Below are 21153 nucleotides of genomic sequence, written 5' to 3' on the forward strand. Positions count from 1 at the left end.
AACTCCGGGTTTTCAGGGGTCCTGATCACGGGAAGTACACGGTGAGGCGCCTTTGTGGTGCGGCATTCGGACCGTGTACGGTCCCGATCGCCATCCAAGCCGATCACTCGTGAGGAGTCCGGTTGGGTGTCGATTGAGTAACAGACCTTGATGTGAGGCAAAATCTCCGCCTCGAGGCGGGCACAAGTCCGGCCTCTCACGCGTTACGTGCGCTGGAGACACCGCAGAAACCCAGAGGGGGAGAGGCGAAATGGCAACCGATTACGACACCCCACGCAAGACCGACGACGACGTTGACTCCGACAGCCTTGAAGAACTGAAGGCCCGGCGGAACGACAAGTCCGCCTCCGCGGTCGACGTCGACGAGTTCGAGGCCGCGGAAGGCCTCGAACTGCCCGGTGCAGACCTCTCCAACGAGGAGCTGGCTGTCCGGGTACTGCCCAAGCAGCAGGACGAGTTCACTTGCATGAGCTGCTTCCTGGTGCACCACCGCAGCCAGCTGGCCCGCGAGAAGAACGGCCAGCCGATCTGCCGCGACTGCGACTGAGGGCGGGTCGGCCGTGACCGGCTCGACCCCTCCTCGGAAGCGCCGCTTCCCCCTTTCGGGAGCGGACAAGGGGCCGTCCGACGGCCCTCACGGCGTGCGTGACGACGAGCGAGGCCCATCCGGCAAGGGAGTTCTCCCTGCGGGATCGGCCTCGCTCGACGCGGCGGGTGGCCGGGGCGATCTCCCGGCGCCGGCCCAGAGCGCCGCGCCCGTCGCCCGGCGACGGGCCGCGGCGATCCGGCACAAGGCGGTGGACCTGGCCAAGGAAGGCGCCCGCAGGGGCGGCGGCCGCGCCAGGGCGGGCATCGCCCATCTCGCAGACCGGATCATCGACATGGCCCCGCGGATCCCCGTACGGGATCTTCGGACGCTGCGCCGGCAGTTCCCCGGGCTCGGGCCGGAGCAGATCGCCGACAAGCTCGTGGCGGGCGCGGCGAAGGCCACGTCCACCGTGGGTGCCGGTGTCGGTGCGGCGGCCATGCTCCCCGTACCGCCCGCGATGCCGGCCGAGATCGCCGCGGAGATCAGCGGCGTGGCGGCGATCGAGCTGAAGCTGATCGCCGAACTGCACGAGGTCTACGGGGTACGCCCCGCCGGGAACCTCGTGGACCGCAGCACCGCGTATCTGCGCTCCTGGTCGGGCGAGCGCGGTGTGGACGTGCTCAAGCCCACCTCGTTCAACTCGGCGCTCGGCGGCCACATGAGGCGCGAGCTGCGGCAGCAGGTCATGAAGCGCACGCTCCGCGACCTGCCGAACCTCATGCCTTTCCTGGTGGGTGCCGCCGTGGGCGCGCTCATGAACCGCCGGGAGACCAAGAAACTGGCCGCCAAGGTCCGGGCCGACCTGCGCGGGATGCAGGTGCCGTGGGACGCGCTGCCCGACCTGCCGCCTCTGGAGCAGCCGCAGGATCCGCTCCCGCTCGGGGACAGACCCGGCGAGCTCGGCGGCTGAGTGAAGTCTTTGCACGGCCGGGGCGAAACCTTTGCCCGCGCCGCGACCTCCCGCCCACCGGGTCCGGCGACCTCACAGGGCGGTGCGCCTATGCCGCCGGCTGCCGTGCCGCTCGCAGCGCCTCGGCCAGCCGCTGCGGGTCGCGGGTCGACAGGTACAGGTAGGGCGTCGGGTCGGCCGGGTCGGTGACCTCCACGCGCAGGGCCGTGGGGATGTAGGCGCGCAGCAGCAGGAACGCCCGGGTGTCGGCCTTGTACGTGCGCCAGGCCCGCGCCTCCTCCGCGTCCAGCACCTCCGCCTCGCCCAGCGCCGCGACCGGGATCTTCGCCTCGCCCGCGATCAGGGAGTCACCCACCACGCGGATGCGGAGCGAGCCGTACGAACTGGCAGCGACGGCGGCGACCGCGGTGCCGCCGACCAGGCCGCCGAGCAGCGGCAGGGTGCCGAACGGCAGCAGGATCAGGGCGAGGGCGACGCCCACGAGGAACGAGATGGCCCACCAGGAGCGGGGGGCGGTGAGGCGTTCGTCGTACGGAGTGGCGGAGAGCTGCATGAAACAAGCTTGGCACGGTGTCCGGACCGTGCCCGGCCCAGGGTGGCGGCGGGCGGCGGCGGGTGGTGGGAGGGACGAAAGGGGCGGTGAGTGGTGCTGTCGGTCGGGGTGGTGGTGGGTGGCGGGAGGGCGGGTAAGGTCTGCGGCTGTGAGTGGTACTTCCGCAGCTCTTGAGCCTCCGGCCGGCGCCGTCGAACCGGTCCGGCACCCCGACGCGCCCGCGCCCGGCGAGCTCCTCGGCGCACACTACGAACAGTGTTTCGGATGTGGCGGCGGGCAGTCGCACGGGCTGCACCTGGAGGCGCGGGCCGGTGAGGGAGTGACCGTCACCGCGGAGTTCACCGTGCAGCCCGCTCATCAGGGAGCGCCGGGTCTGGCGCATGGCGGGGTGCTGGCCACCGCGCTCGACGAGACGCTCGGTTCGCTGAACTGGCTGCTGCGGACGATCGCCGTGACCGGACGGCTGGAGACCGACTTCGTGCGGCCCGTCCCCGTCGGTACGACGTTGTACCTGGAGGCCGAGGTGACGGCCGTGGCCGGACGGAAGATCTACTCCACGGCCACCGGCCGTATCGGAGGCCCCGAGGGGCCCGTCGCCGTCCGTGCCGACGCGCTCTTCGTCGAGGTCCAGGTCAAGCACTTCGTCCAGCACGGCCGCCGGGAGGAGATCGACGCCGCCATGAGCGACCCGGACCAGGTCCGGCGCGGCCGTGCCTTCGAGGTGAACCCGTGAGCCGTGAACCCGTGCCCGTGCTGGTCCGGCGCGTCGATCCCGACGTACCGCTTCCGGCGTACGCGCATCCCGGTGACGCGGGGGCCGATCTGCGGACCACCGAGAGCCGTGAACTGGCGCCGGGGGAGCGGGCCGTACTGCCCACGGGGGTGTCCGTCGCGCTGCCCGAGGGGTACGCGGCCTTCGTGCACCCCCGGTCGGGGCTCGCCGCCCGATGCGGCGTCGCTCTCGTGAATGCCCCGGGGACGGTTGATGCCGGGTACCGTGGGGAGATCAAGGTGATCGTGGTGAATCTCGACCCGCGCGAGTCCGTGCGGTTCGAGCGCTTCGACCGGATTGCCCAACTGGTTGTCCAGCAGGTCGAGAGGGTCCGCTTCCAGGAGGTCGCGGAACTTCCCGACTCGGCGCGGGCCGAGGGGGGCTTCGGGTCCACCGGTGGCCACGCCGCCGTGGACGGCGGAAGCGGCACAGACGGTCAAGCCGCCGTGGGCGGCGCGACGGGTGGGAATCGATACGCTTCGGTCGTATCCGACCGGGAAGGACAGTGACGTGTTCGGACGTCGCAAGAAGAAGGGTGCCGCCGAGGACGCGGCCGGCGAGGCCGAGCAGGTCGTCGACAGTGTCGACACTGAGGCGGACGAGGCTGAGGGCGGGCGCGAGCGCGTGAGGCTGGAGCCGGAGCCGAGGCCCGACGGTCCCTGGGACAGCTCGGAGGTGCGCGACCCCGCCGAGGGCCGCGTGGACCTGGGTGGCCTCTTCGTGCCCGGAGTCGACGGCATGGAGCTGCGGGTGGAGGTCGCGGGCGACGCGATCGTCGCGGCGACCGTCGTCCTGCGCGACAGCGCCATCCAGCTCCAGGCCTTCGCCGCCCCCAAGCGCGAGGGCATCTGGGGCGAGGTGCGCGAGGAGATCGCCTCCGGCATCACCCAGCAGGGCGGCATCATCGACGAGGTCGAGGGCCCGCTGGGCTGGGAGCTGCGGGCGCAGGTGCCGGTGCAGCTGCCGGACGGCACGAGCGGTTTCCACGTCGTGCGGTTCGTCGGCGTGGACGGTCCCCGCTGGTTCCTGCGCGGCGTGATCTCCGGTCAGGGCGCGGTGCAGCCGCAGGCCGCCGGCCTGCTGGAGCAGATCTTCCGGGACACCGTCGTGGTCCGCGGTGAGGGCCCGATGGCGCCTCGCGACCCGATCGTCCTGAAGCTGCCCAACGACGCCCAGATGGTTCCGGAGAGCGTCCAGCAGGAGGACGCGGGGTCCCGCTTCTCCGGGGGCATGGGTCAGTTGCAGCGGGGACCGGAGATCACCGAGGTCCGCTAGCAGCCGTACCGCGTCACAGTCGTACGGAACAGGGCCGCACCCTTGACGGGGTGCGGCCCTGTTCCGTGCGCGCGCACCCTTGACGGCTCATTGGTCTGTACCTACGGTCTCCGCTCAACGCCTGGTTCACGAGGGCACTCTGTGTTCATGTACGAGAACGGAGTCGTTGTGCGTGGACCCGCATTCCTCGTAGCGGTGAGGGGAACGGCGGGGGAGTGAGGGGGAGGGTGTATGGCCGGGTCGACCTGCGGAGAGTCCACCGCGTCAGGGTTGCGTCAAAGCGGTCCCGCGCCCTCCCTCTCGCCCCCTTTGTCCGTTTCGTTGGCCGTAAGGTCGACGCTGTGCACGCAGGAGACACCGGAAGACAATGAGGCCATGGCGCGCGGCAAGCTTCGGATCTACCTCGGCGCGGCACCGGGAGTGGGCAAGACCTACGCGATGCTGTCCGAGGCCCACCGCCGCGTGGAGCGGGGCACGGACTGCGTGGTGGCTTTCGTCGAGCACCACGACCGGCCGCGCACCGAGGTGATGCTGCACGGCCTGGAGGAGATCACCCGCCGACGGCTGGAGTACCGGGGCGGCGCCTTCACCGAGATGGACGTGGACGCGGTGCTCGCCCGCGGCCCCCGGGTCGCCCTGGTGGACGAGCTGGCCCACACCAACGTTCCGGGGTCGCGCAACACCAAGCGCTGGCAGGACGTGGAGGAACTGCTGGCCGCGGGCGTCGACGTGATCTCCACGGTCAACATCCAGCATCTGGAGTCCCTCGGTGACGTCGTGGAGTCGATCACAGGGGTGCGGCAGCAGGAGAGGGTCCCGGACGAGTTCGTGCGCCGCGCCGACGAGATCGAGCTGGTCGACATGTCGCCGCAGGCCCTTCGGCGCCGCATGGCGCACGGCAACGTCTACTCACCGGACAAGGTCGACGCCGCCCTGTCGAACTACTTCCGGCCGGGCAACCTCACCGCCCTGCGCGAGCTGGCCCTGCTGTGGGTCGCCGACCGGGTCGACGAGTATCTGAAGCAGTACCGCAGCGAGCACCGGGTGTCGGCGATCTGGGGGTCGCGGGAGCGGATCGTGGTCGGACTGACCGGCGGCCCGGAGGGGCGGACGCTGATCCGGCGCGCGGCCCGGCTCGCGGAGAAGGGCGCCGGCGGAGAGGTCCTGGCCGTCTACATCGCCGGCAGCGACGGCCTGACCTCCGCCTCACCCAAGGAACTGGCGGTCCAGCGCACGCTCGTGGAGGACCTCGGCGGCACCTTCCACCATGTCGTCGGCGACGACATCCCGGCCGCGCTGCTCGACTTCGCCCGGGGCGCCAACGCCACCCAGATCGTCCTCGGCTCCTCCCGCCGCAGGGCCTGGCAGTACGTGCTTGGACCCGGCGTCGGTGCCACCGTCGCCCGCGAGTCGGGACCCGATCTCGACGTGCACATCGTCACCCACGAGGAGGCGGCCAAGGGGCGGGGGCTGCCGGTGACCCGGGGCGCCCGGCTCGGGCGGGCCCGGATCAGCTGGGGCTGGGCGGTCGGGCTGGCCGGTCCCGCGCTGATGGCGGTGCTGCTCAGCGCGGTCCACCTCGGCCTCGCCAACGACATGCTGCTGTTCCTGACGGTGACGGTGGCGGCGGCGCTGCTCGGCGGCCTGCTGCCCGCGCTGGCCTCGGCGGCCCTGGGCTCCCTGCTGCTGAACTACTTCTACACACCGCCCCTGCACCGCTGGACCATCGCCGACCCGAAGAACATCGTCGCCATCGTGATCTTCGTCGGGGTCGCGGTGTCCGTGGCGTCGGTGGTCGACCTGGCCGCCCGGCGCACGCATCAGGCGGCCAGGCTGCGGGCGGAGTCGGAGATCCTCTCCTATCTGGCGGGCAATGTGCTGCGCGGCGAGACCAGTCTGGAGGCGCTGCTCGAACGGGTCCGGGAGACCTTCGGCATGGAGTCCGCGGCCCTGCTGGAGCGCGCGGACGACACGGCGCCCTGGATCTGCGCGGGCCGGGCCGGCACGGGGCGACCCGTGGGGCGGCCCGAGGACGCCGATGTGGACGTGCCCGTCGGGGACCGTCTGGCGCTGGCGCTCACCGGGCGGCTGCTGCCCGCTGAGGACCGGCGGGTGCTGGCCGCCTTCGCCGCGCAGGCGGCCGTCGTACTGGACCGGCGGCGCCTCCAGGAGGAGGCCGACCGGGCCCGCGCGCTCGCCGAGGGCAACCGCATCCGTACGGCACTGCTGGCCGCCGTCAGCCACGACCTGCGCACCCCGCTGGCCGGGATCAAGGCGGCGGTGTCCAGTCTCAGATCCGACGACGTGGCCTGGTCCGAGGAGGACCGGGCGGAGCTGCTCGAGGGCATCGAGGACGGCGCCGACCGGCTCGACCACCTGGTCGGGAACCTCCTGGACATGTCCCGGCTCCAGACCGGCACGGTCACCCCGATCATCCGGGAGACCGACCTGGACGAAGTGGTGCCGATGGCGCTCGGCGGTGTTCCGGAGGACAGTGTGGCGCTGGACATCCCGGAGACGCTGCCGATGGTCGCCGTGGACGCCGGGCTGCTGGAGCGGTCGGTCGCCAACCTGGTCGAGAACGCGGTGAAGTACAGCGCGGACGGAGTCCCCGTGCTGGTCGCCGCCAGCGTGCTCGCCGACCGGGTCGAGGTCCGGGTCGTCGACCGTGGGCCGGGTGTCCCGGACGAGGCCAAGGAACGGATCTTCGAGCCCTTCCAGCGGTACGGTGACGCTCCGCGCGGAGCGGGGGTGGGCCTGGGCCTCGCGGTCGCGCGCGGCTTCGCCGAGGCGATGGGCGGGACGCTCCACGCCGAGGACACCCCGGGCGGGGGACTGACCATGGTGCTCACCGTGCGTGCGGCCGAGGACCGGGGCGAGGCCCGGCCGGGGAGGTCCACGGACCTCGTACCCCCCACCGCCGGCCCCTTCCCGGACCACCCCGCACCAACCGAGAGGCAGGCGTCATGAGCTCGACCGGGGGCACCGCCCAGAGCCCCACGAGGGTGCTCGTGATCGACGACGAACCCCAGATCGTGCGCGCCCTCGTGATCAACCTCAAGGCCCGCGGTTACGAGGTCGACGCGGCTCATGACGGGACCGCCGCCCTCCGGCTCGCCGCCGCCCGCCACCCGGACGTGATCGTGCTCGACCTGGGGCTGCCCGACATGGACGGCGTCGAGGTGATCAGGGGCCTGCGCGGCTGGACCCGGGTGCCGATCCTGGTGCTGTCCGCCCGGCACTCCTCGGACGAGAAGGTCGAGGCGCTCGACGCGGGCGCCGACGACTACGTCACCAAGCCCTTCGGCATGGACGAGCTGCTGGCTCGGCTGCGGGCCGCCGTCCGCCGTGCCGAACCCGCGGGCGGGGCGGAGTCGGAGGCCTTGGTCGAGACCGACGCGTTCACGGTCGACCTGGGCGCCAAGAAGGTCGGCCGGGACGGCAAGGACGTACGGCTCACGCCCACCGAGTGGCACCTGCTGGAGGTGCTGGTGCGCAACACCGGCCGCCTGGTCGGCCAGAAGCAACTGCTCCAGGAGGTGTGGGGCCCGTCGTACGGGACGGAGACGAACTACCTGCGGGTCTACATGGCGCAGCTGCGCAGGAAGCTGGAGGCGGATCCGTCGCATCCCCGGCACTTCATCACGGAGCCGGGGATGGGGTACCGGTTCGAGAAGTGAGCCGCAGCAGGTCCGGGGGCGGGGCGGGGTGCGGGGGTGAAGGCGGGCGTCGGAACGCGGGTACGGGCCCGGTGGTGCCTCCCGGTACCCTTCAGATATGAGTGCTGTTCCTCGTTCCGAGAAGCCGGTGGGCCGGTTCCGGCGCATGCTCGATCGGCTCTCCTCCTCGCAGGAGGACCTGGAGTCCGAGGAGCTGCGGGAGGATGCCGAGACCGCCGGCTGTACGCGGATCGGAGACTGCCAGGACCGCCAGATAGTCACGGTTACTGGTACCTTGCGCACGGTCACCCTGCGACCGCGGGCCGGAGTCCCGGCCCTGGAGGCCGAGCTGTTCGACGGCTCCGCCGCGCTGGACGTGGTGTGGCTGGGCAGACGCTCCATCGTGGGTATAGAGCCGGGGCGCAGGCTCATAGCATCGGGCCGGATCTCGATGAGCCGGGGCCGCCGGGTGCTGTTCAACCCCAAGTACGAACTGAGACCCCTTGGTAGGGAGTAGCCGGTGACGTCGCTCGACAAGCCGACCGAAGACACTCAGCAGGACGACGCCCGGGCGGTGACGGAGGCCGCGCTGTTCGAGGCGTTCGGCGGGGTGCGGGGCATGGTCGAGACGGTGGTGCCCGGCCTGCTGTTCGTCACGATCTACACGATCAACAAAGATCTGCACATGTCGGCGATCGCCGCACTGGCGGTGTCGTTGGTCCTGGTCGTGGTCCGCCTGGCCATGAAGGACACCGTGAAGCACGCCTTCAGCGGTGTCTTCGGCGTCGCCTTCGGTGTCGTGTTCGCGATGATGACGGGCAACGCGAAGGACTTCTACCTGCCCGGCATGCTCTACACGCTGGGGCTGTCGCTGGCGTACATCGTCTCGACCCTGTGCGGGATGCCGCTGCTCGGGCTGATCCTCGGGCCGGTGTTCAAGGAGAACCTCTCCTGGCGTACCCGCAACCCCGGCCGCAAGAAGGCGTATGCGAAGGCCAGTTACGCCTGGGGCCTGATTCTCCTCGCCAAGTGCGCGATTCTCTTCCCGCTGTACTGGTGGGCCGACACCACGCAGCTGGGCTGGGTACTGATCGCGCTGAAGATCCCGCCGTTCCTGCTGGCCGTCTGGCTGACGTGGGTCTTCCTGGCGAAGGCGCCCGCGCCGATCGACGTCTTCGCCGAGATGGAGGCGGAGGAGAAGGCGGCGGAGGCGAGGGCGGCCGGGGCCTCGCACGAGTCGGCGGAGGCCGGCCCGCGGCACCGGCGGGACGGGTAGTTCCGGCGGGGGTTTCTCGCCCCCGCCGCCCCTTCCCCTCCCGTCCCTGGGAGCTGCCGCCCCCCCCAGACCCCCGCTTCCCTCTCCGAACGCTGCTGTCCACAGGTCCACGGGCCGTCGCCCGGACACCGAACGGCCGCGGCAGGGTCGGCGTCGCGCCCGGGCGGGAGGGCAGGGTCAGCCGTTGATGTCCTCGCGGCGGACCGACAACAGGTCCTCCAACTGTTCCTCCTGGGCCTGGGCTGCCACGAACAGGAGTTCGTCGCCTGCTTCCAGGGAGTCCTCGCGGGACGGGGTGAGGACGCGGGTGCCGCGGATGATCGTGACCAGGGAGGTGTCCTCGGGCCACTCCACGTCACCGACCTGGGTGCCGGCCAGGGCCGACTCCTCGGGGAGGGTCAGTTCGACGAGGTTGGCGTCGCCGTGACTGAAGCGGAGCAGGCGGACCAGGTCGCCGACGCTGACCGCCTCCTCCACCAGGGCGGACATCAGACGCGGCGTGGAGACGGCGACGTCCACGCCCCAGGACTCGTTGAAGAGCCACTCGTTCTTCGGGTTGTTCACGCGGGCGACGACGCGCGGTACGCCGTACTCCGTCTTGGCGAGCAGGGAGACGACCAGGTTGACCTTGTCGTCGCCGGTCGCGGCGATCACGACGTTGCAGCGCTGGAGGGCCGCCTCGTCGAGGGAGGTGATCTCGCAGGCGTCGGCCAGCAGCCACTCCGCCTGCGGGACGCGCTCGACCGAGATGGCGGTCGGCGCCTTGTCGACCAGCAGGACCTCGTGGCCGTTCTCCAGCAGCTCGCCCGCGATCGAGCGGCCGACTGCGCCGGCTCCGGCAATGGCGACCCTCATCAGTGACCGTCCTCCTTCGGGCCCTCGGCGAACGCGGCTTCGACCTTCTCCACGTCGTCGGTGCGCATCATCACGTGCACCAGATCGCCCTCCTGCAGAACCGTCTGCGAGGTGGGCAGGATCGCTTCACCGAGGCGGGTCAGGAACGCCACGCGCACGCCCGTCTCCTCCTGAAGCTTGCTGATCTTGTGTCCGACCCAGGCGGCGGAGGCGTGCACCTCGGCCAGCTGGACGCCGCCGGTGGGGTCGCGCCACAGCGGCTCGGAACCCGAGGGAAGAAGCCGGCGCAGCATCTGGTCGGCGGTCCAGCGGACCGTGGCCACCGTCGGGATGCCCAGGCGCTGGTAGACCTCGGCGCGGCGGGGGTCGTAGATGCGGGCGGCGACGTTCTCGATGCCGAACATCTCGCGGGCCACGCGGGCGGCGATGATGTTGGAGTTGTCGCCGCTGGAGACGGCGGCGAAGGCCCCGGCCTCCTCGATGCCCGCTTCGCGCAGGGTGTCCTGGTCGAAGCCGACCCCGGTGACCCGGCGGCCGCCGAACGAGGAGCCAAGACGTCGGAAGGCGGTGGGGTCCTGGTCGATCACGGCGACCGTGTGCCCCTGCTGCTCCAGGGTCTGGGCGAGAGCGGAACCCACTCTGCCGCAGCCCATGATGACGATGTGCACGACCGTCCTTCCGAGGTCAAATGTTGCCGGCTTGGCTGTAACAGGGTCTCAGACCGCCGACCAAGCTACACACGCGCGGTCCGCGGGGGGGCACCCCCGTGCACGGTTCCCGGCGTCAGCGACGGCTGATGCTCCACAGGCTGAACAGGGTGAGGATTCCGAGGCCGACCAGGGTGCCGGCGGCGCCGATCAGCTCCGCGGTCGTGTGCATGGAACCTCCAGAGGGCGGCAGGGAAGGGGAATTGTCATATAGGCATGGGGGTCGGGACGGCCGCGGAATCCGCAGCCGCGCCGTGGCCGATTTCACCCGTGAGGCAGACGGAGAGTGTCCATGGGGCGGCAGGGACGCGGTATCACCCGGCTGACCCCGGGGGAGAGTGGGCGGTCCCCTGTTCGAAGGCCTACGATGCTCAGTTGTGTCCAAACTGACCGACGTGCCCAAACGGATCCTGATCGGGCGCGCACTGCGCAGTGATCGGCTCGGGGAAACGCTCCTGCCGAAGCGCATCGCCCTGCCCGTCTTCGCTTCCGACCCGCTGTCCTCCGTGGCCTACGCGCCCGGGGAAGTCCTGCTGGTCCTGTCCATCGCGGGCGTGTCGGCGTACCACTTCAGCCCGTGGATCGCGCTCGCGGTCGTCGTACTGATGTTCACGGTGGTCGCCTCCTACCGGCAGAACGTCCACGCCTACCCGAGCGGCGGCGGCGACTACGAGGTGGCCACCACCAACCTCGGCGCCAAGGCCGGTCTGACCGTGGCGAGCGCCCTGCTCGTCGACTACGTCCTGACCGTCGCGGTGTCCATCGCCTCGGGCATCGAGAACCTCGGCTCCGCGATCCCGTTCGTCGTCGAGCACAAGGTGGCCTGCGCGGTCGCCGTCGTCGTGCTGTTGACGCTGATGAACCTGCGCGGCGTCAAGGAGTCCGGCAAGCTCTTCGCCATTCCGACGTACGTGTTCGTCGCGGGCGTCTTCATCATGATCGCGTGGGGCGCCTTCCGGGGACTGGTCCTGGACGACACCATGCGCGCGCCCACCGCCGACTACACGATCAAGCCCGAGCACGAGGGCCTCGCCGGCTTCGCCCTGCTCTTCCTCATGCTGCGGGCCTTCTCCTCCGGATGCGCGGCGCTCACCGGCGTCGAGGCGATCTCCAACGGCGTGCCCGCCTTCCGCAAGCCCAAGTCCAGGAACGCGGCGACGACCCTGGCCGCGATGGGTCTGCTGGCCGTCACGATGTTCTGCGGGATCATCGTGCTGGCCCTGGTCACCGACGTCCGCATGGCCGAGCACCCGGCCGCCGACCTGCTCAACAACGGTGTCGCGGTCGGCGCCGACTACGTCCAGAACCCGGTGATCACCCAGGTCGCCGAGGCCGTCTTCGGCAAGGGCAGCTTCCTCTTCCTCGTGCTCGCCGCGGCGACCGCGCTGGTGCTGTTCCTCGCGGCCAACACCGCCTACAACGGTTTCCCGGTGCTCGGCTCGATCCTCGCCCAGGACCGCTACCTGCCCCGCCAACTGCACACCCGCGGCGACCGCCTGGCGTTCTCCAACGGCATCGTTCTCCTCGCGGGCGCGGCGAGCCTGCTGATCATCGTGTACGGCGCCGACTCCACGCGGCTGATCCAGCTGTACATCGTCGGCGTCTTCGTCTCCTTCACGCTCAGCCAGACCGGCATGGTCCGGCACTGGAACCGCCACCTGGCGACCGAGACCGATCCGGCCAAGCGCCGCCACATGGTCCGCTCCCGGGCGATCAACACCTTCGGCGCGTTCTTCACCGGCCTCGTCCTGGTGGTCGTCCTCATCACGAAGTTCACCCACGGTGCCTGGGTCGCCCTGCTCGGCATGGTGATCTTCTACGGCACGATGACCGTGATCCGCCGCCACTACGACGGCGTCTCCGAGGAACTCGCCGCACCCGAGGGCCCCAGCGACGACAGCGTCCGCCCCTCGCGCGTGCACTCCCTGCTGCTGATCTCCAAGATCCACCGGCCGACGCTGCGCGCCCTGGCCTACGCCAAGCTGATGCGTTCCGACACCCTGGAGGCGCTCACCGTCAACGTCGACCCGGCCGAGACGAAGGCGCTGCGCGCGGAGTGGGAACGGCGCGCCATCGACGTACCGCTGAAGGTCCTGGACTCGCCCTACCGCGAGGTCACGCGGCCGGTCATCGAGTACGTCAAGAGCCTGCGCCGGGAGTCGCCGCGGGACGCCGTGTCGGTGATCATCCCCGAGTACGTGGTCGGTCACTGGTACGAGCAACTGCTGCACAACCAGAGCGCCCTCCGCCTCAAGGGCCGGCTGCTGTTCACGCCCGGCGTGATGGTGACCTCGGTGCCCTACCAGCTCCAGTCCTCCGAGGTGGCCAAGAAGCGGGCCCGCAGGCGGCAGGACTGGAACGCCCCCGGTTCCGTACGGCGCGGCCCGGTCCACGAGGGGCGCGCGAAGGAGCCGTCGGGCACGGGTTCCGCCGACTCCCCGGGTGCGCCGGGCGAGGGCCCCGCGGGCCCGCAGGCCTGACCTGCTCATGGTGAGCGGCCGGACGACAGCCACGTAGACTGGTGGGCTGTTGTCCGGCCGTACCTCGTTCGACGTAGTGGAGTCATCCCGCCATGCAGGCAGAAACGAAGAAGTCGCAGGCGGACCCGCAGGCGAGGTCGCTGGTCGGCGAGGAGTACGAGGTCGAGGTCGGCCCCGTCGCGCACGGCGGGCACTGCATCGCCCGTACCGACGGGGGACAGGTGCTGTTCGTCCGGCACACGCTTCCCGGCGAGCGGGTCGTGGCCCGGGTGACCGACGGCGAGGAGGGGGCCCGGTTCCTGCGCGCGGACGCGGTGCGGGTGCTGGAGGCGTCCAAGGACCGCGTCGAGGCGCCCTGCCCGTACGCCGGACCCGGCCGCTGCGGCGGCTGCGACTGGCAGCACGCCAAGCCGGGCGCCCAGCGCCGCCTCAAGGGCGAGGTGATCGCCGAGCAGCTGAAGCGGCTCGCGGGCCTCACGCCCGAGGAGGCCGGCTGGGACGGCACGGTGATGCCGGCCGAGGGCGACAAGCTGCCCGCCGGCCAGGTGCCGCAGTGGCGGACGCGCGTGCAGTACGCGGTCGACGCCGACGGCAACGCCGGACTGCGGCGCCACCGCTCCCACGAGGTCGAGCCCGTCGAGCACTGCATGATCGCGGCGCCCGGCGTCAGCGAGCTGGGCATCGAGAGCCGCGACTGGTCCGGGATGGCGTCCGTCGACGCCATCGCCGCGACCGGCTCCCAGGACCGCATGGTGATCCTCGAACCCCGGCCCGGCGCCCGCCTCCCCCTCGTCGAGCTCGACCGGCCCGTCTCCGTCATGCGCGTCGAGGAGCACGACGGCGGCATCCACCGCGTCCACGGCCGCGCGTTCGTGCGCGAGCGCGCCGACGGCCGGACCTACCGCGTCGGCAGCGGCGGCTTCTGGCAGGTCCACCCGCAGGCCGCCGACACCCTCGTCAAGGCGGTCATGCAGGGTCTGCTGCCGCGCAAGGGCGACATGGCGCTCGACCTGTACTGCGGCGTCGGCCTCTTCGCGGGCGCCCTCGCCGACCGCATCGGCGACAAGGGCGCGGTCCTCGGCATCGAGTCCGGCAAGCGCGCCGTCGAGGACGCCCGGCACAACCTCGCCGGCTTCGACCGTGTGCGTATCGAGCAGGGCAAGGTGGAGAGCGTGCTCCCGCGGACGGGCATCAGCGAGGTCGACCTCATCGTCCTCGACCCGCCGCGGGCGGGCGCCGGACGCAGGACGGTCCAGCACCTCTCCTCCCTGGGCGCACGGAAGATCGCCTACGTGGCCTGTGACCCGGCCGCGCTGGCCCGCGACCTGGCGTACTTCCGCGACGGGGGGTACCGGGTGCGGACCCTGCGGGCGTTCGATCTGTTCCCGATGACGCACCACGTGGAGTGCGTGGCGATTCTGGAGCCTGCCGCAAAGGGGCTCTGACCTGCGGTTTTCCTAGGCCGCTCCGGTGCGGTCGGGTGTGCTCGACCTGTTTCCCGAAGTGCAGGAGGTGGAGCACGCCACGCGTCGGCGAACTGGTCCTGGACCTGGGGTTCCGATCATCGCCGGAATGGCCGGCACGGGGTGCCCCCGAGCTTCGCCGGGTTCGCGCGGAGCAGCCGTGACGCTCATGCGACGCTCGATCTGATGAGGTGTCAGGTTGTGTATGCGTCCTGATTCGATCGTCTCCACGCCAAGGCGCCGGAGGGAGGCGTGTGCGAGGCACGGAAGCCAGGAGGCGCAGCCGCTCGTGGGCGGGGGAGCCCGGGGCGCCGGTCCAGACGGTCAGGTGCTGGTGGGGATCGGTGCTGGCGGTGAGCGTGTCCCGGTCCAGGACCAGTTCGCCGACGACCGGATCTTCGTGCCCACGGTGCGGCGCTTACGCCGGGGCCATGGGCTCCCGGCCGTACCCGGCGGGTGGCGGGCGACAGGTCCGAGCCCGCGGGCGGCTCGTTCACCCCGGTCCGACATGCCGTGCGGGTGGGCGTCTGTTGGCCGGCGGCCCTCCTCGGCAACGGATCCACCGATGAGTGTCCGGCGACGTGAGCCGATGCGGAGGGCTGTCGCTGACAGGGGAGGGCACGACCGCGGACGTCCGTCGACAGCGGAAGACCCCGGCCCGTGAACACGGCCGGGGTCTTCCGCTGTACGAAGCCGCCGGCGAAGCCGCCGGCGAAGCCGCCGGCGAAGCCGCCGGCGGTGGCGGCGGCTCGGCTCAGTCGGCGGCGAGCAGGTGGGCGGGGGCGATCCGGGACAGCCCCCGGATCGGCACCGTCAGAGCCGCCACCACCAGGGCGGTCGCCGCGAGCGTGGCCAGCAGCGCGGCGCCGGCGACCGGGAACAGGTGACCGTGCAGCACGCCCCGGCCGAGGGTCAGCACCCCGGCCAGACCGGCCACCGCACCGGACAGGCCGCCCAGCAGAGCCAGTCCGATTCCCTCGTAGAGGGTCAGCTTCGCCAGCTCGCGGTTGGTCCAGCCGGTCGCCCGCAGCACCGCGAGATCGGCGGCGCGTTCGCGCTGCGAGATGACCAGGACGTCGATGGCGCCGGCGGCGCCCAGCAGCAGGGAGAGAGCGACGCTGAGGTAGTCGGCCTCGCGCGCCTGCGCCACCACGGCACTGCCGAGCAGCGACCCGGCCACCTCGCCCCGGAAGGCCAGCGTCAGGGCGAGCAGCACGGTGAAGGCGGCCACTCCCAGCGCCAGCCCTGTCGCACCCAGCAGCGTGCGGCCCCGCACCCGCAGCAGGTTGAGCATGGCCAGTCCGGCCACCGAACGCACCGGGTGCGCGCGGCGGGCCGCCGTCACCGGGGGCCGGACGGCTTCCATCGGTCCCAGCCGGGTGGCGAGCCAGGCGGGGATCAGGCCCGCCGCCGTGGCCAGGAGGAGCGCCACCGGGAGCACGAGGAGCGACTTGGCGCCGGCTTCGGGCTGGCCCAGCACCCGGCCCAGCACGTACGCGAGCACCGTGCCCACGGCTCCGGCGGCGAGGCCGATCAGCGCCAGTTCGCCGAGGACCAGGCGGAGTACTTCGCCACCGCTCCAGCCGAGGCAGCGCAGCGTGCCGATCTCGGTGCGACGTGAGCGCACCGAAGCCAGCGCGGCCTGGCCGAGGAAGAGTGCGCACACGACGAGGACCAGCACGAAGAGCACCGCGCTCTTGGTGTCCACCGCCCGGAGAATGCGCAGTGCCACGCCCTTGGCGACCCAACGCTCCGTCACCTGTGCCGAGTCGCCCAGTGCCACCGTCTGCGGTGCAGGCGAGCTGCCGACGGTGACGTCGACCTGGAGCCGGGGGTAGGTGGCCCGGATCTTCCCGGCCACCGCGTTCACCCGTGCCCGGGAGGCGGTGTCGACGCCGGTCACTCCTGCCACCCGGATCCTGATCGCGCTGACCGGCGCCTTGTCCTGGAGGCTCGGGACCCGACGGCTCTTGGTGAGCGCGGTGATGGAGTCCATCGTCGTCAGCATGGTGGGCGGCGGGCTGACGTAGCCGCCCAGGTTGCGGTCGGGCTGCAGGGGCTTGCCGTGAAGCTTCGCTCGGGTCGCGCTGTCCGCACCGGTGACCTGCGGCGTCTGGTAGGTCTCCAGCGGGGTGTCGGACAGGGGTGAGAAGCCGGGCAGTCTGCCGGTGTCGTAGCGGCCGACCAGGTGGACGAAGGGATTGGGCAGGCGTCCGGAGTCCACGCCGTCGCACCTGCCCAGTCCGATGCAGCTCGTGGCGGCGTGACTGGTCACCTTCCGGTACTGGGTGCCCTGGTGGTTCTCCTCGGGGACGTTGGGAAACGGCTGCCGGTTCGAGTTGGTGATCCACAGGCTGGGCTTCTGCGGGGGCTGCGGCTGCGCGGCGAGGCCTCCGTCGGGGGTCCGGCGGTAGGTGACCGGGCCGACCGTCCAGTAGCTGCCGGTGTCGAACGAGTCCTCGGTCAGTGCCTTCCGGTAGCCCTTGCCCAGGTCGACGCGGGTCGTGCCCACCGTGGTGCCGTGCAGGTTTCGGACGAAGCCGGCGGCTGTCGGGTTGCCCAGTTTCGAGGGCAGCTCGGCCGGGTCGCCGACGTCGAGCCGCTCGACCGTGGCGTCGAGCGTGCCGGTGGTCAGCGGGGTGTCGCTGAGCAGCGCCGGGATGTAGGAGTCGTGCTGTCCGTGGACGCTCTTGGCGCCCGACACCCTCCACGGCTTGTCCTGCTCGGTGAGCATCCGGCCCGAGACGATGGTGTCGCCCAGGCCCACCAGCCGGTCCTCGGCCACCGGGTCGATGGCGGCCAGCAGCACGGGGTAACTGACCGGAACGTCGATCGTGGCCTTGTCCTGACCGGACTGGCAGTTCATCCGCGAACTCAGCTCCGGGTCGAACGGCGACCTGTCCCTGAGGTCCTCGGCGATGATGTTCGGCTTCAACGGCAGATCCAGGTTGAACTCGGTCTGCTGGGTCTTGTCCTGGTTGAAGTAGAAGCAGACGTCGTACTTCCCTTTGATCCGGTACCGCTGGGTGCTCTTGTCGGCCGCACCCGTCTCCAGGGTGTCGGACTCGAAGAGGCCGTCCGACTCCGATCCCGACGTCAGGGGGGAGCGGGTGAGGTAGACGTACTCGTCCGAGGTGCGGTAGCTGCCCAGTCCGGAGGTGAGCGTAGGGCTGATGCGCAGGATCTGCCGGGACGCCTTCCCGTCCAGGAAGCGGGACACGTCCACCGTGACGGTGCTCGCCACCATGAGATAGCCGATGTTGGCGACCGGTGCGGCCACGTCGATCCCGGCCATGCCGCGGATGCGCCGGTACTGGTCGACGGTGATGCCGCCGAACGTGCCGGACAGGAAGTTCGGCGTGACCAGACCGCTCTGCCGCTCCACGTCCGTCTGCGAGTCGGGCGGGCGTACCAGGACGTCGTACGCGGAGCGTGCGTTCTTCCGTACCGTGCCCACGGTGGTCGCCTGGCTCGTGCTCACCGTCGCGGTCAGCAGGGTGAAACTGGTCGCCGCCACCAGGATTCCGGCGGCCAGGGCCAGCGCGCGCCCGCGCCGCCGCCGTAGCTGGTCGAGAATCATCGCCATCACGGGCGCAGGCCCCCCAGCCGGTGCAGCACGTCGCCGGACGGTGTGATCCGCTGGTCCGAGGTGATCCTGCCGTCCTGCAGTCGCACCACCCGGTCGCCGCCCGCGGCGACCTCGGCGTCGTGCGTGGCGATCAGCATCGTCATCCCGTAGCGCTCGCGCAGCGACATCAGCAGGTCGACGATCTCCCGCCCGATGACGCTGTCCAGGTTGCCCGTGGGCTCGTCGGCCAGTAACAGTCCCGGCCGGTTGATCAACGCGCGTGCGACGGCGACGCGTTGCTGCTGGCCGCCCGACAACTGCGAGGGCAGGGCGTCGGCCCGCCGGCCCAGGCCGACGGCTTCGAGCAGCTCCATGCCGCGCGCACGCCGGTCGAAGTCCACTCTGCGCGGCAGGACCGGGGCGAGCACATTGTCCAGCGCGGTCAGCGCGGGCAGCAGGTGGAAGCGCTGGAAGACGAAGCCGACACGCCGCCGGTGACGGTCCAGGTCCCGGGGTATCAGTGGTGTGCCGTCGATCTCGACGTGCCCCTCGTCGGGCTGGTCCATGCCGCCCGTCACATGCAGGACGGTGGATTTGCCGGCGCCGGACGGCCCCGTCAGCATCACCACCTCGCCGGCCGCGACCTCCAGGTCGATCTCGTCCAGAGCGGTCAGGCCGGGATACCGGCGGCTCACCCCGCGCAACGTCACGCTCACAGCCATGTATGCAGCCTCGCCCTCGTACATCGCGCACGTACATCGCCGCCCATACATTGCGACAATTCAGGGGTATGTTGTCACAATGTAGAAGGGACGTGTATGCCGCTCCACCACGCCGTGCTCGCGCTGCTGACCCGGCGACCGAATCACGGATACGAACTCAAGGCCCGGTTCGAGGAGGCCGTCGGCCCGCAGTGGGGCGGTCTGAACATCGGTCACCTCTACCAGATCCTCGAACGGCTGGTCCGTGACGGCTATGTCTCGCGCTCGCAGGTCACGCAGACCGACCGGCCCGACAAGAACCTCTACACACTCACCGAAGCGGGCGAGGCCGAGCTGCGCTCGTGGGCGACCACCGCCTGGGTGCGTGTCGGCGGCTTCCGCGACGAGCTGTTCCTGAAGCTCCTCGGTGCTGTCGCGCTGGGCCCGCAGGCCCTGGCCACACTGATCGAGTCGCAGCGGCAGACGTACCTGTCCGAGCTCGCGGGCCTGGCGCAGCAGCGCCGCGCCCACGCCGACGAGCCGCTGGTCGCCGTCCTGATCGACGCCGCCATCGCGCACACCAAGGCCGACCTCGGACTGCTGGACAGCGCCGCACAGCATCTGGGCCCGCTCGCCGCGGCACAGGGCGCGCAGGCGCCGGAGCGCTCACCCTCACGGGCACGGGGCGACGCCGACGAGGCCCCGAGGGGCAGGGCGGGATGAGAGAGGGGGCGGCCGTACGCGCGGGGATGGGCTGTCGACCGTTTACGCCCGTTTGACGCTCCGGTCTCCCGCAGGCGGGACAGCGAGCCGAGAAATGGCCTCTGACCTGGCCTTTCCCGAGACCCGCTCAAGCCGGCATCTTTCCGATGACGCACCACGTGGAGTGCGTGGCGATTCTGGAGCCTGCCGCAAAGGGCGTCTGACCTGCGGTTGCGTGGCCCAGGTGGGCCGCTCGACCTGTTTTCCTCCGTACAGCGGGTCGGGTAGACCCACTGCTTGTTCAAACTCGCCTGACCTGCGGTTACAGGGTGTGGCGGGGTTCGTACGGATGATGTCGGCGACGTGCATTCATCATTGCTGACGCTCGAATGACGCTCGATTCGTGAGACTGAAGCAGAGCCGCGTTGCTCGGCCGGCGAGGGGCGAGTGGGGCCGGCAGGTTGCCCTCGTTCGCGACGCGGCGGCGTGACTGTCGCCCACGAGGGACAGCCGACAGCCGGCTCACGCAAAGGGCGCAAGCCGGTGACCGGTCATCACGTCGTCCGGCCCCATCGGTGACGACGGAGCGCATGCCGGAGGAGTCTCACAGCCGCTCCCGGGCCGTCCGGTCGCGGACGCCCAGGACGTCACCCGCACGGACTCGGTGCGACTCGGTACGCGGCACGTCCCGGGTGCTCCGATCCGCTTCAGCCGCCGATGGGCGTGACCCCTGAGGGAGCCGGGACCAGTCGGTACCCGCCGTCCTCGCGTAGCACGTGTCCGGCGGTCGGCGCCGGGAAGTGGCTCCCGAGCAGGAGAGTCGATGTACCGGCCAGTGAGCCGAGCACCTGGTTCCGGGTCCTGGCCGCGAGTTCGGGAGAGACGTCCACACAGCTGCAGAGCTCCGGATGCGCCATCTGGACCGGGTGGTGGATGCTGTCGCCGGTGACCAACGCGGTCTCGCCACGGCTGCTCAGTTCCACCGCCACCTGCCCCGGTGTGTGGCCGGGGGTGGGCAGCAGACGGATGCCCGGCGCGACGTCCGTGCCCTCGTCCGCGACATCGATGAGGTCGAACAGACCTGCTTCCCGGACGGGATGGACCGAGTCCCGGAACATCTGCCGACGCGCCTCCTCCATGTCGACACCCGCCCAGTAGTCCCACTCGGTGCGTGAGGTGAGATAGCGCGCGTTCGGGAAGGTGGGCACCCAGGCGTCGCCCTCGGCACGCGTGTTCCACCCCACGTGGTCGGCGTGGAGGTGGGTCAGGACCACGACGTCGACGCTCTCCGGCGCGAAGCCCGCCGCCCGTAGCCGTGCTTCGTAGTCGCTGTTCAGGTTGTGCCAGGCGGGGTTGGCGCGCCGCTTCCCGTTTCCGATGCCGGTGTCCACCAGCACCCGCATGCCGTCCACCTCGACGGCGAAGCTGTGACTCGCCAGGCGCAGGACGCCTTGTTCGTCGGCGAACTCGGGGCTCAGCCAGGGAGTCCGGCTCACGAGGTCGGTGGTTGCCCCGGGCAGCAGCCACGGACCGGTCCGGGCGGGCAGGGCCACTTCGTCGATGCGTCGTACGGTGTGGTTGCCCACCGTCCAGGAAGAGGCGGGGGAAATAGTGGACTTGGTCGTTTGCGATGAGGTGAACAC

The 21153-nt window shown here is 70.9% G+C and carries 18 protein-coding genes and 1 pseudogene; 12 read left to right on the plus strand and 7 right to left on the minus strand.

From position 1 onward, the window contains the following. The first annotated feature begins 250 nt into the window (after positions 1–250). Both ACH4N1_RS24915 and ACH4N1_RS24920 read left to right on the plus strand, forming a co-directional pair. Positions 251–547, plus strand: a complete 297-nt coding sequence (locus tag ACH4N1_RS24915; RefSeq protein WP_003993510.1) for a DUF4193 domain-containing protein — start codon at positions 251–253, stop codon at positions 545–547. A 13-nt stretch (positions 548–560) separates the two neighbouring features. Next, the gene (locus ACH4N1_RS24920; protein WP_398100214.1) at positions 561–1499 is read left to right on the plus strand and encodes a hypothetical protein; all 939 of its coding nucleotides are present in this window, start codon (positions 561–563) and stop codon (positions 1497–1499) included. 88 nt (positions 1500–1587) lie between these two features. Here ACH4N1_RS24920 and ACH4N1_RS24925 read toward each other — a convergent pair whose 3' ends face one another. Further along, the gene (locus ACH4N1_RS24925) at positions 1588–2052 is read right to left on the minus strand and encodes a DUF3093 domain-containing protein (protein WP_366062560.1); all 465 of its coding nucleotides are present in this window, start codon (positions 2050–2052) and stop codon (positions 1588–1590) included. A gap of 148 nt (positions 2053–2200) precedes the next feature. Between ACH4N1_RS24925 and ACH4N1_RS24930 the strand changes: the two genes are divergently transcribed. From ACH4N1_RS24930 to ACH4N1_RS24960, 7 genes are all read left to right on the plus strand, one after another. Next, complete coding sequence (locus ACH4N1_RS24930; protein WP_398100216.1) at positions 2201–2785, plus strand: PaaI family thioesterase; 585 nt, start codon at positions 2201–2203, stop codon at positions 2783–2785. Beyond that, positions 2782–3333: a dUTP diphosphatase gene (gene dut / locus ACH4N1_RS24935; RefSeq protein WP_398100217.1), complete on the plus strand. Its 552-nt coding sequence runs from the start codon at positions 2782–2784 to the stop codon at positions 3331–3333. The genes ACH4N1_RS24930 and dut overlap by 4 nt, the downstream gene beginning before the upstream one ends. Position 3334: 1 nt before the next feature. Continuing rightward, positions 3335–4099 carry a DUF3710 domain-containing protein gene (locus ACH4N1_RS24940; RefSeq protein WP_366062557.1) on the plus strand — a complete coding sequence of 255 codons (765 nt, stop codon included), beginning with the start codon at positions 3335–3337 and terminating at the stop codon, positions 4097–4099. 375 nt (positions 4100–4474) lie between these two features. Further along, positions 4475–7069: an ATP-binding protein gene (locus tag ACH4N1_RS24945; RefSeq protein WP_398100219.1), complete on the plus strand. Its 2595-nt coding sequence runs from the start codon at positions 4475–4477 to the stop codon at positions 7067–7069. Continuing rightward, positions 7066–7779: a response regulator gene (locus tag ACH4N1_RS24950; RefSeq protein ID WP_398100220.1), complete on the plus strand. Its 714-nt coding sequence runs from the start codon at positions 7066–7068 to the stop codon at positions 7777–7779. Before ACH4N1_RS24945 ends, ACH4N1_RS24950 begins: the two co-directional genes overlap by 4 nt. A gap of 97 nt (positions 7780–7876) precedes the next feature. Then, the gene (locus ACH4N1_RS24955) at positions 7877–8275 is read left to right on the plus strand and encodes an OB-fold nucleic acid binding domain-containing protein (RefSeq protein ID WP_358795597.1); all 399 of its coding nucleotides are present in this window, start codon (positions 7877–7879) and stop codon (positions 8273–8275) included. Positions 8276–8278: 3 nt separating this feature from the next. Continuing rightward, positions 8279–9034, plus strand: coding sequence for a DUF3159 domain-containing protein (locus tag ACH4N1_RS24960; protein ID WP_382787764.1), 756 nt, complete (start codon positions 8279–8281; stop codon positions 9032–9034). A gap of 177 nt (positions 9035–9211) precedes the next feature. On the opposite strand, the gene ACH4N1_RS24965 is transcribed toward ACH4N1_RS24960, so the two are convergent. Both ACH4N1_RS24965 and ACH4N1_RS24970 read right to left on the minus strand, forming a co-directional pair. After that, a complete protein-coding gene (locus ACH4N1_RS24965) occupies positions 9212–9889 on the minus strand; it encodes a potassium channel family protein (protein ID WP_398100221.1) in 678 nt (225 codons plus the stop codon). Then, positions 9889–10557 (minus strand): TrkA family potassium uptake protein, encoded by a 669-nt coding sequence (locus ACH4N1_RS24970; protein WP_363090169.1) that lies wholly within the window; start codon positions 10555–10557, stop codon positions 9889–9891. Before ACH4N1_RS24970 ends, ACH4N1_RS24965 begins: the two co-directional genes overlap by 1 nt. A gap of 416 nt (positions 10558–10973) precedes the next feature. On the opposite strand from ACH4N1_RS24970, the gene ACH4N1_RS24975 reads away from it, so the two are divergent. Further along, positions 10974–13076, plus strand: coding sequence for an APC family permease (locus ACH4N1_RS24975; RefSeq protein WP_398100222.1), 2103 nt, complete (start codon positions 10974–10976; stop codon positions 13074–13076). Between the two features lie 92 nt (positions 13077–13168). After that, the gene (locus tag ACH4N1_RS24980; RefSeq protein WP_398100223.1) at positions 13169–14521 is read left to right on the plus strand and encodes a class I SAM-dependent RNA methyltransferase; all 1353 of its coding nucleotides are present in this window, start codon (positions 13169–13171) and stop codon (positions 14519–14521) included. Between the two features lie 283 nt (positions 14522–14804). On the opposite strand, the pseudogene ACH4N1_RS24985 reads toward ACH4N1_RS24980, so the two are convergent. The 3 genes and pseudogenes from ACH4N1_RS24985 to ACH4N1_RS24995 form a co-directional block, all read right to left on the minus strand. After that, positions 14805–14933: pseudogene (locus ACH4N1_RS24985) on the minus strand (transcriptional regulator); the annotation flags it as partial. Between the two features lie 360 nt (positions 14934–15293). Beyond that, on the minus strand, positions 15294–18125 hold the full coding sequence (locus ACH4N1_RS24990) for an FtsX-like permease family protein (protein ID WP_398100225.1): 2832 nt from the start codon (positions 18123–18125) through the stop codon (positions 15294–15296). Continuing rightward, positions 18125–18829 carry an ABC transporter ATP-binding protein gene (locus tag ACH4N1_RS24995; protein ID WP_398100227.1) on the minus strand — a complete coding sequence of 235 codons (705 nt, stop codon included), beginning with the start codon at positions 18827–18829 and terminating at the stop codon, positions 18125–18127. Before ACH4N1_RS24995 ends, ACH4N1_RS24990 begins: the two co-directional genes overlap by 1 nt. A 96-nt stretch (positions 18830–18925) precedes the next feature. On the opposite strand from ACH4N1_RS24995, the gene ACH4N1_RS25000 reads away from it, so the two are divergent. Next, on the plus strand, positions 18926–19531 hold the full coding sequence (locus tag ACH4N1_RS25000; RefSeq protein ID WP_398100229.1) for a helix-turn-helix transcriptional regulator: 606 nt from the start codon (positions 18926–18928) through the stop codon (positions 19529–19531). A gap of 686 nt (positions 19532–20217) precedes the next feature. On the opposite strand, the gene ACH4N1_RS25005 is transcribed toward ACH4N1_RS25000, so the two are convergent. Further along, the gene (locus ACH4N1_RS25005) at positions 20218–21153 is read right to left on the minus strand and encodes an MBL fold metallo-hydrolase (RefSeq protein ID WP_398100230.1); all 936 of its coding nucleotides are present in this window, start codon (positions 21151–21153) and stop codon (positions 20218–20220) included.

This window comes from Streptomyces sp. NPDC017202 (assembly GCF_044331705.1).
Taxonomy (GTDB): Bacteria; Actinomycetota; Actinomycetes; order Streptomycetales; family Streptomycetaceae; genus Streptomyces.

What these genes read in the sequence shown, in the direction of transcription:
- ACH4N1_RS24915 (WP_003993510.1), top strand. Translation starts at nt 251, where the DNA reads ATGGCAACCGATTACGACACCCCACGCAAGACCGACGACGACGTTGAC.
- ACH4N1_RS24925 (WP_366062560.1), bottom strand. Translation starts at nt 2,052, where the DNA reads ATGCAGCTCTCCGCCACTCCGTACGACGAACGCCTCACCGCCCCCCGC.
- ACH4N1_RS24945 (WP_398100219.1), top strand. Translation starts at nt 4,475, where the DNA reads ATGGCGCGCGGCAAGCTTCGGATCTACCTCGGCGCGGCACCGGGAGTG.
- ACH4N1_RS24950 (WP_398100220.1), top strand. Translation starts at nt 7,066, where the DNA reads ATGAGCTCGACCGGGGGCACCGCCCAGAGCCCCACGAGGGTGCTCGTG.
- ACH4N1_RS24955 (WP_358795597.1), top strand. Translation starts at nt 7,877, where the DNA reads ATGAGTGCTGTTCCTCGTTCCGAGAAGCCGGTGGGCCGGTTCCGGCGC.
- ACH4N1_RS24965 (WP_398100221.1), bottom strand. Translation starts at nt 9,889, where the DNA reads ATGAGGGTCGCCATTGCCGGAGCCGGCGCAGTCGGCCGCTCGATCGCG.
- ACH4N1_RS24980 (WP_398100223.1), top strand. Translation starts at nt 13,169, where the DNA reads ATGCAGGCAGAAACGAAGAAGTCGCAGGCGGACCCGCAGGCGAGGTCG.
- ACH4N1_RS24990 (WP_398100225.1), bottom strand. Translation starts at nt 18,125, where the DNA reads ATGGCGATGATTCTCGACCAGCTACGGCGGCGGCGCGGGCGCGCGCTG.
- ACH4N1_RS24995 (WP_398100227.1), bottom strand. Translation starts at nt 18,829, where the DNA reads ATGGCTGTGAGCGTGACGTTGCGCGGGGTGAGCCGCCGGTATCCCGGC.
- ACH4N1_RS25000 (WP_398100229.1), top strand. Translation starts at nt 18,926, where the DNA reads ATGCCGCTCCACCACGCCGTGCTCGCGCTGCTGACCCGGCGACCGAAT.